The sequence below is a fragment of the Metabacillus idriensis genome, assembly GCF_009674765.1.
GTDB lineage: Bacteria > Bacillota > Bacilli > Bacillales > Bacillaceae > Bacillus_P > Bacillus_P idriensis.
The window spans coordinates 46,951-61,558 of record NZ_WKKF01000008.1 but is presented as its reverse complement, the minus strand read 5'-3'; the positions used below and the strand labels follow the sequence as shown (position 1 = coordinate 61,558).

Genomic DNA, 14,608 nt, shown 5'->3' with positions numbered 1-14,608 from the left:
ATTTTATAAGAAGTCAGCTTTGACTAAATATAATTCTACAATGGTGGTGTAAATGGTTGAGTACAATAATGCAAGCAATTATAGGTTCTGTAATTGTTCATTTGATTTATTTTCTAATCACGTTTGTAATGGGATATATAAAGACTAAAAGATATGTCCCAGATATAGATAGTGCGTGGGAGAGAGTTAATGAACTTCCAAACGAAGTAGAGTTTGGAAGAACAGTCTCACTGGTATTTTTCTTTGGGTCTTTCGTGGGAGTATCGGTAATTTGTGGCTTAATAATTTTTGTACTGGAACAAGCTCTTATCTAACTGAACTAAAATGAACCACTCTCTTCGATTATAGGGGGCTATTACAGCAAAGTAATTTGCTTTGGTCCTTCTAATTAACTAGTTGTATGTGTTAATCCAAGGTGGGTTAAGGCCTTTTTTGTTGAATCCTTTGAATGTCATTATCAAATTTCTGAATGAACGTGGGGTATTTAAATTATGAGTGATATGGAATTGGTAAGAGGAAAATTCAACTCAATTAAAGAGTTTATGGAAGCCATCAGTGAGATATCTAAAAAGCAATCAACTTTGGTGATTGGGATAGATGGTTGCGGCGGCTCAGGGAAAAGTACATTTGCTGATAAAATGAAAGAAGTACTCCCTAATATAACAATTGTACATAATGATGATTTTTACTTTCCCTCATCACAAATTATAAAAAAACATCCTACACAAAAGCCAGTCGGTGCAGACTTCGATTGGGAACGTCTTTTAAAACAGGTACTGGAACCAATAAGTCAAGGGAGAGAAGGACAATATCAACGATACGATTGGGAAACTGATTCCTTAGCAGAATGCCATACTGTGCCTGTAGGTGGTATTGTCGTAGTTGAAGGGATATATACCATCCGGCAAGAACTAGAAAATAAATATGATATAAAGATATGGATTGATTGCCCTAGAGAAATAAGGCTATCAAGAGGTATCAAAAGAGACGGAGAAGACGCTCGTGAATTGTGGGAAGATAATTGGATGATTTCAGAAGATATTTATCTGGAAGAGCAAAAACCATTCCAAAGAGCAGATATTGTATTCAGTGGGACTAAGTGAACTTTTTATTAAGCAATCGGGGGCGTTTGCTTAACAAAGCGTCTATAATTTAGGGTTAAAGAAAAAAAGGTAATGAAAAAAGAGAGTGAGATTGAGTATGAATCAATTATATGTGTCTTTGAATAAAGCAGGTTTGATGTTTAAGGGACAGACAGAACAGGGAGAGGCTGATTTTATTCATCTTGAAACTGACGAGAATGGAATAACACACTCAGTGGACGTGAATACATTTGAAACACTCTTTGGGGATGTGGAAGGTAATCCAAGTTATGAAGCCTTGTCAGGATCTCATACTTTTAAATTAGAAAATACGCAATGCACTATGACAGCGGAGGAAATGGGTTATCAAAAGTATTTCGACAAATGGAAAGAGCAAGGATTGTTTAATTAACGGATATGTTAGTTAAAGTTTTAGGAATGAGGCCATATTATATTTATTCCGTTAAAGGGGGCGAGAGACGAAGATTCTCACCCCCATATGATGTTAATGGTCAGCTATTGAGTTGGCGATTTCAGCTAATACTTCTTTTGTGTCTATATTCACTTCATCTGGAATGCTCAAAATGTATTGGAAGCCAAACTTTTCAACCACCATTAGATTAAAACCTCTTACCCTTTTTGAAAATATAGCATTGCTGCCGTCCCTCAATTTAACGATTTGTGTTATGTGTTTATTTTCGAACTTAATACCATTTCTAACCGGCCTAATTGATAAACTGTAAGTATGTTTAGGTTTATCTTCATTTACATAAACAACTTCAAACTGGTCATTGATGTTTCCATCTAAATCAGAAAACCGTCCAAAACTATGAGTAAATGTTATTGGCGGTAACCTGTTGGGTAGTACAATTTTCTTTTCGAAGTGCTCACTACTGATTTGAAGTTCTTCATAGATGTATCCGTAACCAATCTGAAAATAATCACTCGAGGTCCTATCAAAACTATCGCTTGCATTTGCCGACTTAATTAGAGGTCCAATAAATAAAAGGCAGACTAGCACGACGATCCTAATAATAACCACTTCCTTTTACTATTCTTAGTTGAAGTATTAAGGATATTATTTGCTTAAATCGAATATGTATGCTGAATTGCATTATTCAACAATCGGGGGCAATTGCAGCATAGTGATCGCACTTTCTTATTGAGGAAATCGGCAATTTAGTTGAACAAGAAATAGAGATAACATAAATGTAGTGATAACTATCGAAGCAGGTGAGATGGAAGTGAAGTTTAAATATTATCTTAGTGGAATTGGATGGGCTACTTGTATTGTTGAAGTTAACGGACAGAAATTAGAATTTACAGCAAGTTATTTAACAGATTGTTTATATGATTTTCTAAGGTCACTACTGCTTTTAAACTCTTTTTGTGTACCGAAAGATGAGATAAGAAAAGAAACTGAGTGTGAATGGGAGGGTGAACCAGAAGGAGTTATTTGGTATTTCGAATTAAAAGAAAATAATATACTGAACATAAAAGCCGTGTATTACGAAGATGAATTTAGTAAAGACAAAACTAATACACTAATAAAAACGGAATACCCCTATGATGATTTTATTATGATTGTGTTAAAAGAAATAGATGCACTAATAAAAAGACACGGAATAATTGGTTACAGAGAAGAGTGGTATGATTTTGATTTTCCTTTAACCACTTTTTTAAAACTAAAACATTATATAATCCATAAACAAAAATATCCTATACAAGAAGTACAAGGAGAATTTGATATAGAAACTAGAAGTAACTTGAAATATGATCTAGAATTATTGTTACAAGAAATCCATAATCCTTCTTAAGATAACGGGGGCGATTGCTAAAAAGTGGGTCGCCTATTCTTATTGAGGAATTGGGCTGTATTGTGAAATGGAAATTCATAATATATATCAGACGAGGTGCGGATGTGTTTATTAATGATTATAAAAAAGAGAACTTTTCTAACTTATCTCTTAGACCACCTTTATTTTATAACTGGGAAATTGCAATACGATTCGAATTGGGTGTTGAGTGGAATAGAGAATATGATGACAAAAACAGTCGATATTTAAAAGGAGTTTATAATAGGGCTCTAACTTTATTTGAATCAGTACATAAACCTGATGAGGAAATTTTTGTTGTAATGGATGTAAATGTTTTCGGAAATAGAAAATCCTATAAAAATAATAGGAGGCTTTTTTCTCCCTATGTATACGAAAAAACGACCTTATATAGGTTAAATCACGCAGTGATACCTTATATTTTCCCAGAAGACAACGAAGATGAAAAATATAAAACACATAGATTTACGCTTAAAAGTAAAACATCTGATATAAAATACATTCCACTTTTAAAAGCAATGTGTAATCAAGATTTAGGAATACAACCAAATATTTATCATCGCATTTATTTTTTTAATATCAAAAGAAAAACAATATTTCATATTTATGATGACAGAGGTTGTGATTTGCTTGCTGCTTCACCTAAAACGATACGAGATATTTATAACAATTTCAATGACTGGATACTAGATTATGACAGGGATGAAATAGATAAGGTGTTTCAATAGCGCTTTATCCATCTTCGGCAATCGGGGGCGATTGCAGCAAAGCGGAACGCCTTTTCTTATTGAGGTAGTGGGCAGGATTTTTGAATAAGCACAATAATTAGAGGCGTTGATTCAAGAAGGGATTACTCCTGTTTTATGGAATCATAACATTTATAAAATTTGATCTAAAAGGGGGATTAGAAATGGATTTAGATTTACTAAGAAGACTATTAGAATCTGAAGAAACCGAGAAAACAGAAATCCTTTTAGATGATATTGGAAGTAATAAGAAATTGAAAGCGATTCCCTTACTAATCGAATTCTTGAAAAACACCAAAAGTGCAAGGTTAAGAAATTCTATAGCAATTGCATTAAGTGATATCGGAGATAATTCAGCTTTGCAACCAATAATAGATGTCTTAAATCACCCCAAAACTTTAGGAAACCGTGGGACTTTGTTGTATGCATTAGAACCATTTGACTGCTCAATGCACTTAGATACGTTGGTTTATCATTTAATTACAGGGAATTTTGAAGTTAAGGCACAGTCTTATCAGTTAATACAATCAATAAGAAATGATATTGATGATAAAGTCTTGTTAGATTGTATTTCTAAAATAAAACAAGAACTACACTCCTTAACGCAACAACAAGAAATCTTGGAAGATACATTACAAGCTCTTTCGTCACTCAACAATGAAATAAATACGGAAACAAGTTGGGAATGGTTCGCGGTAAAACTCTTATTTGAATGTATTATCACTGGAAAACCAGACCCGGAAACAATAGACAAAAACTACAATAATACTCACAAAACCTACGAAGAAAGTATCATCCTGGTGAAAGCAAAATCTTTTGATGATGCTTATTCAATTGCTGAAGAAAAAGTTAAAGAGGCGGAAATTGAATATACCAATCCTTACGATGAACGGGTAAACTGGAAATTTATCGAGGCATTGGATTGCTTTATTATAGGTGAAGAACTTGGGCCGGGTACTGAAGTATATTCTCGTTATTTACGGATCTCAAAGAAGATGAGCGAAAGTGAATTTATTTCGCAATACTATCCAGAAACAGACGAAGAAGAAGGAGATGTAGACCTGAATTTCATTTTAAGAAACAAAGAGTTTAACGATAGACCGAATCGAGTTTAAATCTGTTACGGATCTTAAGCAATCGGGGGCGATTGCTGTATACTATATCTTCAGAAAAGATTGCAGCACTTTGTAAGGTTTTAATATAAGGGGTCCTGCCGTCAAAACGCGAATATTATACGTTAAGGAATTTTTTTGGCAGGTAAAACCCTGATTTTTTAAGCTAAGAAGAAATCAGGCATACTTGCCCCGATAGATCGAATGACTTTAGTGCAGGATAAGATGATTCGAATAACAGTTCTTGATACACATCATCTTCAATAATCGGGATCTGTAGTTGCTTTCACGTCTTGTATAAGGCTTGCCTTTCCCTATCGTCCAATTGCTCCTGTAGGATTATGTAGCGTTGGAATAAAAATAGACAAGCTAAAATACCTTGATTGCCAAGGAATTTATTTGTGGTTCATTTCCTCAAAGAGTTTTTATGTTAATTAAAATGAATAGAATATACACCAATTCTTTAAAACACGATATTTAAACAATATTGTAGAACAAGAAACTGTTTATCAAAATGCGCGTTCGTACCATGGTAGACCCTTGTTCTTTTAGATGGTCTGTTCTTTTAGATGGTCACTTATATAGTACAGAAGCTATGCATATGCTTAAAAAGGAACAGTTTCATCAATGGGTGAAATTTGTCCAAAATCAAATAAACTGTTTGGATTATCCTCTTAAATTCTATATTTAAAAGTAACCCATAGTCTTATGCTTTTAAACGAGAGCCTACAAGATAATAAACGATTTTACATATCTTAAATAATAGATATAATAAGTATCATGAAACCTATTGAAATTTTCAAAGCCTTATCAAATGAAACAAGGCTTCAAATACTAGAATGGCTAAGAGAACCGGAAAAACATTTTTCCCCTCAGGAAGTGGGTGATTTTCGAGAAATAGGGGTATGTGTAAGCCAGTTTCACCAAAAATTAAATATTACACAATCAACGGTCTCTCAATATCTTTCCATTTTACAGAAAGCTGGACTTGTGAGTTCCACCCGTATTGGAAAGTGGACATATTATAAAAGAAACGAAGAAAACATCCGTCAACTCGCCGAGTTTATTCGGCAAGACATATAAGAAAATTAGACTGAATTTCTCACCATTGTGTTGAAAAATTCAGCTTAACTATCTCAAATATATCGACAAATTCAGATATGTTAAAATGACTAATGGATGTACTATCAATGGCGAAAAGAAGATAATAATGAATAAGGTTGATAAACACGAGGAATATTCATGTTTGTTTATGGATATCCGCAAAACTTGGTTTTGAGGAGGGGAACATTTATCATGGTTGACGAGAAATGGAGACAGTTTGTTCTTGAGGGAAAAACCGACATCGATGTAAGAAAAGAAGTTTTCGAATCGTGGAATAGATGTAAACAGATGGGTGTTTCTCATGAGATGGAAGAAGTTTTTTCTCCTATTCCGCAAAGTGATCTTGTAGAAAGGCGACAGAAAAATATCGACTTGGTTAATGCTGCGTTGCCAGTTATGAACGATCTTTGTAAGCGCTTAAATGGAGGGGGTTACCTTCTTTTACTTGCAGATGCCGAAGGATATTTAGTGGAAATGATGGCCGATTATAAATCTCAAAAGATAGCCGACCAGTGTGGAATGGCTATAGGTGCACAATGGATGGAAGAAAACGTTGGTTCAACAGGGCTATCAATTGCCCTTAGAACACGAACTGCCATGGCTACTTCAGGGGATGAGCATTATTGTTTAGCCCTTCGCGTTTGGGATTGTTCTGCGTGTCCTATTTTTGTTGATGGAGAATACATAGGGGCCTTTGACGTTTGCCGTATGGGTCCTAAGAATGATTTGAGAGAGTTATATACACTGGCAGTTGCTGGTGCTCATGCAATTAGTGAAAGATACCGATTTCATAAATCAAAAATCAAAGAGCAAGTTTTATCACATGTATTAACTGAATACATTCATAAGTTCAATGACAACACAGGTATTATATCATTTGATAAACAAGGGATAGAGTTATACAAAAATAAGCCTGCTCATGACTTTTTTAAGTTATGGGAAGAAAATAACGGTCATTCACAATCATGTAAAAAAACGATATTGAGTTACGTTAAAAAAGGTTCAGTTTCAACCGAAATTGAAGTGAATGATCAGAAATTTTTCATTAGCTCAGAAGAAATAGTGAAGCAAGGTAAATGGTTGGCCACTGTCCTGTTTATACATCCCCAAACGAAGACAATCCTGCCGAAGAGTAAGGTCAATCAAGATTACTTTGCCTTTAATACTAAAAATACAGCATTCCAGAAGACCTTACAAACAGCTATAAAGGTTTCAAGAAGTGATGCAAGTATTCTTATACAAGGGGAGAGTGGAGTCGGGAAAGACTTTATGGCCCGTTTTATTCACAAGCAAAGCGAAAGAAGGGACCAGCCTTACACTGCGATTAATTGTGCAGCATTGCCTCGAGAACTAATTACTACAGAATTGTTTGGTTATGAAGGTGGAGCCTTTACAGGTGCTAAACATAAAGGGAGTCAAGGGAAAATTGAAGCAGCGAACAAAGGAACCATATTCTTAGACGAAATAGCAGATTTACCACTTGATTTACAGGCTACTCTTCTTAGAACTCTAGAAGAAAAACAAGTAGTAAGAGTTGGGGGGACTACTCCGACTCCAGTTGATGTACGTTTTTTAGCTGCGACAAATAAGAATATGAAAGAACTAGTTGAAAAAGGAGAATTTCGAGAGGATCTTTATTATCGATTAACCGTTTTTCTTATAAAAATCCCCTCTTTAAGAGAACGAATTGAAGATTTGGAAAGCATCTTGAATACGATGTTGAGTGAAGCTTGTGAAAAAGTACAGCGAAAAACAATCTCTTTCACTTCAGAAGCAATGCATATATTTAAACAACATACATGGCCGGGGAATTTAAGAGAGCTGAGAAACGTAATTGAGCGAATTGTTTATCTACATGATGAAAATCACTTCGATTCATTTCATGTACATGAGTTTTTAGGATTGGATCAATCACAAGAAAAAATAAGTGAACGTGAATATCTCTCTTACATTATCAATAAAGCCAACGGTAATCGTGCCCAAGCTGCGAGGGAACTAGGTATCTCCCGTAGTGCTCTTTATCGAAAAATTCAAAAATATAATCTCGAATAAAGTATATATAACTGTTCGTCTGTCCGAACACAGACCGGTCAAATGTACATTTTACAAAATGGGAATAATCATCTCAAAAAGCAAAATCCCAATTGCAGCCCCCACTTTCCTGTTATTTTAAACGTCTATTTACTTGGCATGGTTCTTGCAGAATATCAAATTGAGGACCTTGTCCCAATAAAACAAGTAAAGGGAGGCTAAAAAATATGCAAGTAGGATCAAAAAAATGGATGGAAAATTTCCAAGAAGTTGTAAACGCCGATCAAGAGTTAAATGTAATTGGAAAGTATTGTGTTGCAGACCTTCTCTTGCAAATCGGTTCAAAGGAGTACATTGTCCAAATTAAGCAGGGTAAACTAACTAACTTCTTTGAAAAGGGAGCGTTAGACGGATGGAGTTTTGCGATCAGAGGTAGCTTAGAAGCCTGGGAAAAATTCACTCAGCCAACACCACCTCCAATGTTCCATGAATTATTCGCAGCGGTCTTTCAAGGAAATTTGCAGCTAGAAGGAAATCTTAAGGAACTGTATGCCAATTTGAGGTACATGATCCGTTTCCTCGATGTTACTCGTGAAGTAAAAAACTTGTTAGTTAAAGGAGTGTAAAATGATGGGGAAATTTTCTTCTGTTAAAGGTCAATATGTATATGTTGAAGTAGAAGGTATTGAATACAAGGTTTATTTTGAGGAAAATGGACAAGGTATCCCATTAGTATGTCAGCATACAGCTGGATGCGACAGCAGACAATGGCGAGGCTTACTTGAAGATTCAAACATCACACAGAATTTTAGGGTGATTGCTTATGATTTACCAAGACACGGTAAATCAGATCCCCCTCATAGTGTGGAATGGTGGAAAGAAGAATACAAACTTACAACAGATTTTTATCTTCAATTTGTGCGTAATTTCTGCGAGGAACTAGAGTTGGAAAATCCTATTTTTATGGGAAGCTCTTTTGGCGGACATGCTGCGCTTCAGTTAGCACGTAAGTATCCTGAGTACTTCCGGGCTACTATACCTGTTGAAGCATCCGATCATACACCAGGGTTTTATCAGGAATGGTGGAATCATCCGCATACTCATGGAGGAGAAGTTTGTGGATCAGGAGTCTGGGGACTCATGGCTCCACAAAGCCCAGAAAAGGACCGCCGCTTAACATCATGGTACTATAGCCAAGGGGCTCCAGGTGTGTTTAAAGGAGACTTATATTTTTATAGTGTAGATCATGATTTACGAGGAAAGCTCCATCAGATTGACACAGATAAGTGTCCAGTATATTTGCTGACAGGAGAATATGACTATCTTTCTACGCCTGAAGACTCCAAACGTACGGCCAATCAAATCCCAGGAGCTAAGTTTGTAGAAATGAAGGGTATTGGTCATTTCCCAATGAGTGAAAACCATGAAGTTTTTGTGAAATACTTAGAAGAAGTTCTTCAAGATATCTTAACCAAAGAAAAATCATTAGTATAAAAAAATAAATACAGAATAACACAGTCTGTTTCAGACGAATCATGACATCATACTTGTCTTAGAAATACTAGATACACTCTTTTTTAGGTTAATAAATAGTATCAGTTGTCTAAGATTGATAGATTTCTTGCATCAGAGCTCAAAAATCCATTATCGCATTGTTTAGATATATATAAAATTTCCTACCATACTAATAAATTTTTATAATAGGTATTGTAGTAATATTTGCAATATTTAGAAATTCATGGTGGGTCTATACGAATGTTTTATCATTTTACATCTATTTAATGTAAGCGTTTTCTGATTACTCCGATAGTATCACTCAATATTTGCTAGTTATTCTACAGGGATTTTTCTCAATTAAATGGGGGGAGGAATGTAAATGTATCGAACGGCAACTGGTGAAGAAATCTTTATTGTTGACAGCCATATCGCATTATGGGATGGAAGCCCCGAGAACCAACGTAATATTCACGGTGAACAATTCATCAACTGTTTCTATGATTATCACAAGGATCATACTCCTAAAGAAGCTATTTGGCCAAAAGAAAAATTTCTCAAATATGGCAGTGAAGCATTAATCAACGATGTTTTTGTGAAGGGTCATGTAGATGTAGCGATATTTCAACCTGTCGTGCTCTCGGAATTTTATAAAAACGGATTTGGCAGCTTAAAAGCTAATCATGAACTAGTAAAAAAGTATCCTGGTAGATTCATAGGAAATGGAAATTTCGATCCTCGCGACGGCAACCGTGGTCTCGAAAATTTGGAATTTCAGAAAAGAGAATATGACATACAAGGTGTGAAGCTTTACACGGCTGAATGGCGCGGTGATTCCAAAGGATATAAACTCTCAGATCCTTGGACACAGCGTTATCTCGAAAAATGTCAGGAACTAGGCATTAAAAATATTCATGTTCATAAAGGGCCTACAGTCACTCCGCTCAACAAAGACGCTTTCGATGTGGCTGATGTTGATGATGCGGCAAGCTCCTTTCCGGAATTAAACTTCATTGTTGAGCACGTTGGACTGCCTCGATTAGAAGATTTCTGTTGGATTGCAACACAAGAGAAAAATGTGTATGCCGGACTGGCTGTCGCTATAGCTTTTATCCAGGATCGTCCTCGTTATTTTGCAGAAATTATCAGCGAGCTGCTTTACTGGGTGAAGGAGGATCGAATTTTATTTGGCAGTGATTATGCCATTTGGGAACCGGGCTGGTTAATTGAGAAGTTTGTTGATTTTGAACTTCCGGAAGATATTCAGAAAGAAACAGGTGTAACGCTCGATTTAGCAGTCAAAAAGAAAATACTGGGTGAGAATGCGGCCAAATTGTATGGCATCGATATAGAATCTCATAAACAAAAGCTTAAAAATGACGGGTTGCTTGCATCCCTAGTTTAAAGAGGTGAGTACAATGAACAGTAGGGAAAGAGAAGTCTTTAAAAAATTGGACACTGTTTATGATCCTGAACTGGATCAGTCTCTACCTGAGTTGGGATTTATTAAGGACGTAAAGATTGACGGCAGCGAGGTTCATATTGCCTATCGTCTTCCAACTTACTGGTGTTCTCCCAATTTTGCTTTCATTATGGCAGAGGACATACAAAAAAGTGTGTCTCAATTAGACTGGGTTTCAAGAGTAAAAGTAACGCTGGATGACCATTGCGCTTCAAAGGAAATCAATGATGGTGTCGGAAGCGGCAAGACGTTCAATCAAACGTTTCAAGGAATGTCTACCGGAGAGCTCGATGAGTTGAGGAGAACGTTTCGCGTCAAGACTTTTTATGTCAGGCAGGAAAGATTAATTAGGCATTTACTATACAAAGCGGAAATTCCTGTAGAGAGACTAATTCAAATGACAATTCATGAACTAAAGGAGATTTCTGATTTAGATTCTGAAGGGTATAGCTTAAAAAGTCGTTACCTCCTAATTCGAGAGGAGTTAGTCTCAGCAAATCATTCGAAGGCGATTGCTTTTATCACACCTGAAGGCAAACCCATGAATGTTGAAAAATTTCCCGAATATTTCGCGATGATTAAACGTACCAGACTCAGCATGGAGTTCAATGGAAACTACTGTAGAAGCCTTTTGGAAACCCGTTATAACCTCGAACAAAGCAGTGTGAACTAATATTAATATTCAATTCTATATATTTACTTAATCATGAAAGGAAAAGGTGATGTAAAATGAGTAAAAAAGTATTGATTATGACTGGCGATGCTGTAGAGGCTTTAGAAGTATTTTATCCTTATTACCGCTGTTTAGAGGAAGATATTGAGTGTACAATCGCTTCACCTACGAAAAAGAAATTACAAACGGTTGTCCATGATTTTTTACCTGCTATGGAGACTTTTACAGAAAAATGGGCTTATCAAATTGATTCACATGAATCTGTTGATAATATTGACCCTGCGCAATTTGACGGATTAATCATTCCAGGAGGTAGAGCACCTGAATATATTCGAATGAATCCGAAAGTTCAGGAAATTGCCGCTTACTTTCTAAAAGAAGATAAGCCGCTAGGTGTCATCTGTCATGGACAGCTAGTCTTAACGACAGTGCGCGAGTATATCCACGGAAGAGAAATGACTGCGTACAAAGCATGTAGACCAGAGCTGGAAGCGGCAGGAGCTACATATGTTGAAGAACTACTTCATGTGGATGGCAATATCGTGTCCGGCCACGCATGGCCTGATCTTCCTGGCTTCATGAAAGAATTCTTTAAGTTGCTGAATGTTAAAAAAGAAGCTGCTGTTTAAAATGGAATAAAAAAGGACTGGTCTTAGAATCTATCGGTTCGTTTGAAAGGTGCAAACCGGTAAATAACACAGTAAACAACATATCAATTAGCATACTAATTCGCATATGAATTGGTATGCTTTTTTGTTGATAAATAAGGGTTTACTTATAATTCTGGTTCATATTTAACATAATAAATTGCATATGAATTAGCAGGACTTTGCTACTCAACAAAGTCCTGCTAATTTTAAGTGCTATTTTCAAAGCCATTTATACCCGATATTACAGTATAGTAAAAAAGGAACTTGTATGGACTGTGTTATTTGTAATATGCAGTAAAGACCGCAATTCATAAAAGAAATGAATGCGGTCTTTACGTTGTTTCCATATTTTTTAAAGTGTACTCTATTCGAGATTGGCATGATTGCCATACATTTTAGCAGAGTCTAATCCTTTTTTTTCCATGAAACGCAAGATCAATTCATCATAAAATAATAACATCGTTTGCTCAAAAAGGAACCCCATTGGTTGTATAGTCTTATAGTCACTTTCAGATTGATCTTTCGGTGATCCAGGCAATTTAATGATAATATCAGCTAATTTTCCAATCGTGGAGTCAGGGGAAATCGTTACAGCTGCGACCGTTCCACCTAAAATTTTTGCTTTTTCACCGATAGACACCAAGGTTTTCGTTTCACCTGAACCTGAACCGATGATCAACAAATCATCTTTTTCTAAATTTGCTGTTACAGTTTCACCGACTACATAAGCATCAATCCCCATGTGCATCATTCTCATCACGAAAGATTTGCCCATAAATCCAGATCTGTCCGCACCTGCAACAAAGATTTTTTTGGATTCCATAATCTTATTAACCAACTTCTCTGCTTTTTCGTCAGAGATTAAGTCGACTGTCCGACTTAATTCTTGAACGACTTCAGCTAAATATTGAGCAGTTTTCATGGTTATAATTAACCTTGTTTAATCAATTCTTGCATTTTAGCTGCAACTGCTTTTTTATCGTCTTTGCTTGTGATACCGCCACCTAAGATGACAAGATGTGGTTATACTTTAATCACATCTGGAAGTGTTTCTAATTTGATTCCGCCTGCAATAGCCGTTTTCGCATTTTTTACAACGCTCTTAATGGTTGCAAGGTCTTCGAAAGAATTTTTTCCTACAGCTTGAAGGTCATAACCTGTGTGAACGCAGATATAATCTACTCCAAGTTCATCCAGTTCTTTCGCACGACCTTCAATGTCTTTAACTGCGATCATATCAGCAAGGATTTGTTTACCTTGTTTTTTTGCTTCTTCTACAGCACCTTTAATGGACTCGTCTTCAGCTGTACCAAGAATGGTGATGATGTCAGCGCCTGCTGCAGATGCTTGGCTAACTTCATATCCAGCCGCATCCATGATTTTAAGATCAGCTAACACAGTTAAGTTAGGGAAGGCAGCTTTAACTTCCTTTACTGCTTTAAGGCCTTCATTAATCACAACCGGCGTGCCGATATCTACAACATCTATATGATTTTCCACTTCTTTCACTAATTCAATAGCTCCTGGAATATCTACAAGATCTAATGCTAATATTAATTTCATTTATTGCTCGCTCTTATATAATAGTATTTTGTGCCGTGTTATGGTATCCAATTGATAGCTATTTACTAACGGTACGATTCTCAGTATACTGGGTATGTTACTAAATTAAAAATATGCACTTTTTTATCATATAGTAACAAAAAATATACTATGGGACATAATAAGAGTTGGAGGTGAAATAAATGCCGAATCTTGGGGATAAAGTGTTTAATTGTGAAAAAGAATTGACTCTTTCGATTATTGGCGGAAAATGGAAAATGTTGTTATTGTGGCATCTGGGAAAAGAAGGAACCAAACGTTTTGGTGAACTAAAGGCCCTCATGCCTGGTATCACTCAAAGAATGCTTGTTAATCAATTGCGTGAACTTGAAGACCATTTGATTGTTCATCGTGAAGTCTATCCTGTCGTTCCGCCAAAAGTTGAATATTCACTCACTGAGTATGGAAGAAGTCTGATGCCTATTCTGGATGCTATGTATGACTGGGGTAAAGGTTATATTGAGAATGTATTGGAAAAAGAAACAGAAAACAAATCGTCAATTCAGTAAAAAAAAGAGTTTCTCCTAGGGATTCGAAAAAGTGTAAAAAATTCATATACTAACAAATCACGGTTAGCTATCTTAATAAAGATGCTGTCCGTGTTTTTTTATATCTCTACGTATTAAAAAAGGTTGAAAAAACACAACATTTATTAAATGAATCAATTACTAAAAAGCCAAGGGCAGCGAATTTTCTATAGTCGCTGTCCTTGGCTTTTCACTCTTGGTATTGGATTCAAGTTTATAGTATTATTTTTAACACTATATTATACGAATGTATCTATATGTAAATAAAGTGCGTACTTTCAAAAGGATGA

The 14,608-nt window shown here is 35.8% G+C and carries 16 protein-coding genes and 1 pseudogene; 14 read left to right on the top strand and 3 right to left on the bottom strand.

The genetic code is table 11. The features are described 5' to 3' along the window. Window positions 1-56: 56 nt before the first annotated feature. From GJU41_RS19100 to GJU41_RS19090, 3 genes are all read left to right on the top strand, one after another. Window positions 57-314, top strand: coding sequence for a hypothetical protein (locus GJU41_RS19100; RefSeq protein WP_154319265.1), 258 nt, complete (start codon window positions 57-59; stop codon window positions 312-314). 228 nt (window positions 315-542) lie between these two features. Then, window positions 543-1,103: a uridine kinase family protein gene (locus GJU41_RS19095; RefSeq protein WP_154319283.1), complete on the top strand. Its 561-nt coding sequence runs from the start codon at window positions 543-545 to the stop codon at window positions 1,101-1,103. Window positions 1,104-1,200: 97 nt separating this feature from the next. Further along, window positions 1,201-1,494, top strand: a complete 294-nt coding sequence (locus tag GJU41_RS19090) for a hypothetical protein (RefSeq protein ID WP_133313712.1) — start codon at window positions 1,201-1,203, stop codon at window positions 1,492-1,494. 93 nt (window positions 1,495-1,587) lie between these two features. On the opposite strand, the gene GJU41_RS19085 is transcribed toward GJU41_RS19090, so the two are convergent. Continuing rightward, a complete protein-coding gene (locus GJU41_RS19085; protein WP_170292842.1) occupies window positions 1,588-2,103 on the bottom strand; it encodes a hypothetical protein in 516 nt (171 codons plus the stop codon). Between the two features lie 223 nt (window positions 2,104-2,326). Between GJU41_RS19085 and GJU41_RS19080 the strand changes: the two genes are divergently transcribed. From GJU41_RS19080 to GJU41_RS19035, 10 genes are all read left to right on the top strand, one after another. Further along, the gene (locus tag GJU41_RS19080) at window positions 2,327-2,899 is read left to right on the top strand and encodes a hypothetical protein (RefSeq protein WP_170292841.1); all 573 of its coding nucleotides are present in this window, start codon (window positions 2,327-2,329) and stop codon (window positions 2,897-2,899) included. A gap of 104 nt (window positions 2,900-3,003) precedes the next feature. Next, window positions 3,004-3,645 carry a DUF3885 domain-containing protein gene (locus GJU41_RS19075; RefSeq protein WP_224771450.1) on the top strand — a complete coding sequence of 214 codons (642 nt, stop codon included), beginning with the start codon at window positions 3,004-3,006 and terminating at the stop codon, window positions 3,643-3,645. 182 nt (window positions 3,646-3,827) lie between these two features. Then, window positions 3,828-4,778, top strand: coding sequence for a DUF4288 domain-containing protein (locus GJU41_RS19070; RefSeq protein WP_154319262.1), 951 nt, complete (start codon window positions 3,828-3,830; stop codon window positions 4,776-4,778). 777 nt (window positions 4,779-5,555) lie between these two features. Next, window positions 5,556-5,858, top strand: a complete 303-nt coding sequence (locus tag GJU41_RS19065) for an ArsR/SmtB family transcription factor (RefSeq protein WP_070875645.1) — start codon at window positions 5,556-5,558, stop codon at window positions 5,856-5,858. A gap of 213 nt (window positions 5,859-6,071) precedes the next feature. Beyond that, window positions 6,072-7,931: a sigma-54-dependent Fis family transcriptional regulator gene (locus GJU41_RS19060; protein WP_170292840.1), complete on the top strand. Its 1,860-nt coding sequence runs from the start codon at window positions 6,072-6,074 to the stop codon at window positions 7,929-7,931. 206 nt (window positions 7,932-8,137) lie between these two features. After that, entirely contained in the window at window positions 8,138-8,536 is a 399-nt protein-coding gene (locus GJU41_RS19055; RefSeq protein ID WP_070875643.1) for a hypothetical protein, read from the top strand. Between the two features lies 1 nt (window position 8,537). Beyond that, window positions 8,538-9,404 (top strand): alpha/beta fold hydrolase, encoded by an 867-nt coding sequence (locus GJU41_RS19050; RefSeq protein ID WP_224771451.1) that lies wholly within the window; start codon window positions 8,538-8,540, stop codon window positions 9,402-9,404. Between the two features lie 382 nt (window positions 9,405-9,786). Beyond that, complete coding sequence (locus tag GJU41_RS19045; protein ID WP_070875642.1) at window positions 9,787-10,809, top strand: amidohydrolase family protein; 1,023 nt, start codon at window positions 9,787-9,789, stop codon at window positions 10,807-10,809. Between the two features lie 13 nt (window positions 10,810-10,822). Next, window positions 10,823-11,539 (top strand): iron-sulfur cluster assembly protein, encoded by a 717-nt coding sequence (locus GJU41_RS19040; RefSeq protein ID WP_070875641.1) that lies wholly within the window; start codon window positions 10,823-10,825, stop codon window positions 11,537-11,539. 56 nt (window positions 11,540-11,595) lie between these two features. Beyond that, window positions 11,596-12,168 carry a DJ-1/PfpI family protein gene (locus GJU41_RS19035; RefSeq protein ID WP_070875640.1) on the top strand — a complete coding sequence of 191 codons (573 nt, stop codon included), beginning with the start codon at window positions 11,596-11,598 and terminating at the stop codon, window positions 12,166-12,168. A 385-nt stretch (window positions 12,169-12,553) separates the two neighbouring features. On the opposite strand, the gene hxlB is transcribed toward GJU41_RS19035, so the two are convergent. Together hxlB and hxlA are read right to left on the bottom strand one after the other, a co-directional pair. Further along, window positions 12,554-13,111, bottom strand: coding sequence for a 6-phospho-3-hexuloisomerase (hxlB, locus tag GJU41_RS19030; RefSeq protein ID WP_070875639.1), 558 nt, complete (start codon window positions 13,109-13,111; stop codon window positions 12,554-12,556). Between the two features lie 8 nt (window positions 13,112-13,119). Beyond that, window positions 13,120-13,752: pseudogene (gene hxlA / locus GJU41_RS19025) on the bottom strand (3-hexulose-6-phosphate synthase). 182 nt (window positions 13,753-13,934) lie between these two features. On the opposite strand from hxlA, the gene GJU41_RS19020 reads away from it, so the two are divergent. After that, window positions 13,935-14,300: a winged helix-turn-helix transcriptional regulator gene (locus GJU41_RS19020; RefSeq protein ID WP_070875638.1), complete on the top strand. Its 366-nt coding sequence runs from the start codon at window positions 13,935-13,937 to the stop codon at window positions 14,298-14,300. The last annotated feature ends 308 nt before the right edge of the window (window positions 14,301-14,608 follow it).

Coding starts and splice junctions, on each gene's coding strand:
- GJU41_RS19095 (WP_154319283.1), top strand. CDS start 543: ATGGAAGCCATCAGTGAGATATCTAAAAAGCAATCAACTTTGGTGATT.
- GJU41_RS19090 (WP_133313712.1), top strand. CDS start 1,201: ATGAATCAATTATATGTGTCTTTGAATAAAGCAGGTTTGATGTTTAAG.
- GJU41_RS19070 (WP_154319262.1), top strand. CDS start 3,828: ATGGATTTAGATTTACTAAGAAGACTATTAGAATCTGAAGAAACCGAG.
- GJU41_RS19065 (WP_070875645.1), top strand. CDS start 5,556: ATGAAACCTATTGAAATTTTCAAAGCCTTATCAAATGAAACAAGGCTT.
- GJU41_RS19060 (WP_170292840.1), top strand. CDS start 6,072: ATGGTTGACGAGAAATGGAGACAGTTTGTTCTTGAGGGAAAAACCGAC.
- GJU41_RS19055 (WP_070875643.1), top strand. CDS start 8,138: ATGCAAGTAGGATCAAAAAAATGGATGGAAAATTTCCAAGAAGTTGTA.
- GJU41_RS19050 (WP_224771451.1), top strand. CDS start 8,538: ATGATGGGGAAATTTTCTTCTGTTAAAGGTCAATATGTATATGTTGAA.
- GJU41_RS19045 (WP_070875642.1), top strand. CDS start 9,787: ATGTATCGAACGGCAACTGGTGAAGAAATCTTTATTGTTGACAGCCAT.
- GJU41_RS19040 (WP_070875641.1), top strand. CDS start 10,823: ATGAACAGTAGGGAAAGAGAAGTCTTTAAAAAATTGGACACTGTTTAT.
- GJU41_RS19035 (WP_070875640.1), top strand. CDS start 11,596: ATGAGTAAAAAAGTATTGATTATGACTGGCGATGCTGTAGAGGCTTTA.
- hxlB (WP_070875639.1), bottom strand. CDS start 13,111: ATGAAAACTGCTCAATATTTAGCTGAAGTCGTTCAAGAATTAAGTCGG.
- GJU41_RS19020 (WP_070875638.1), top strand. CDS start 13,935: ATGCCGAATCTTGGGGATAAAGTGTTTAATTGTGAAAAAGAATTGACT.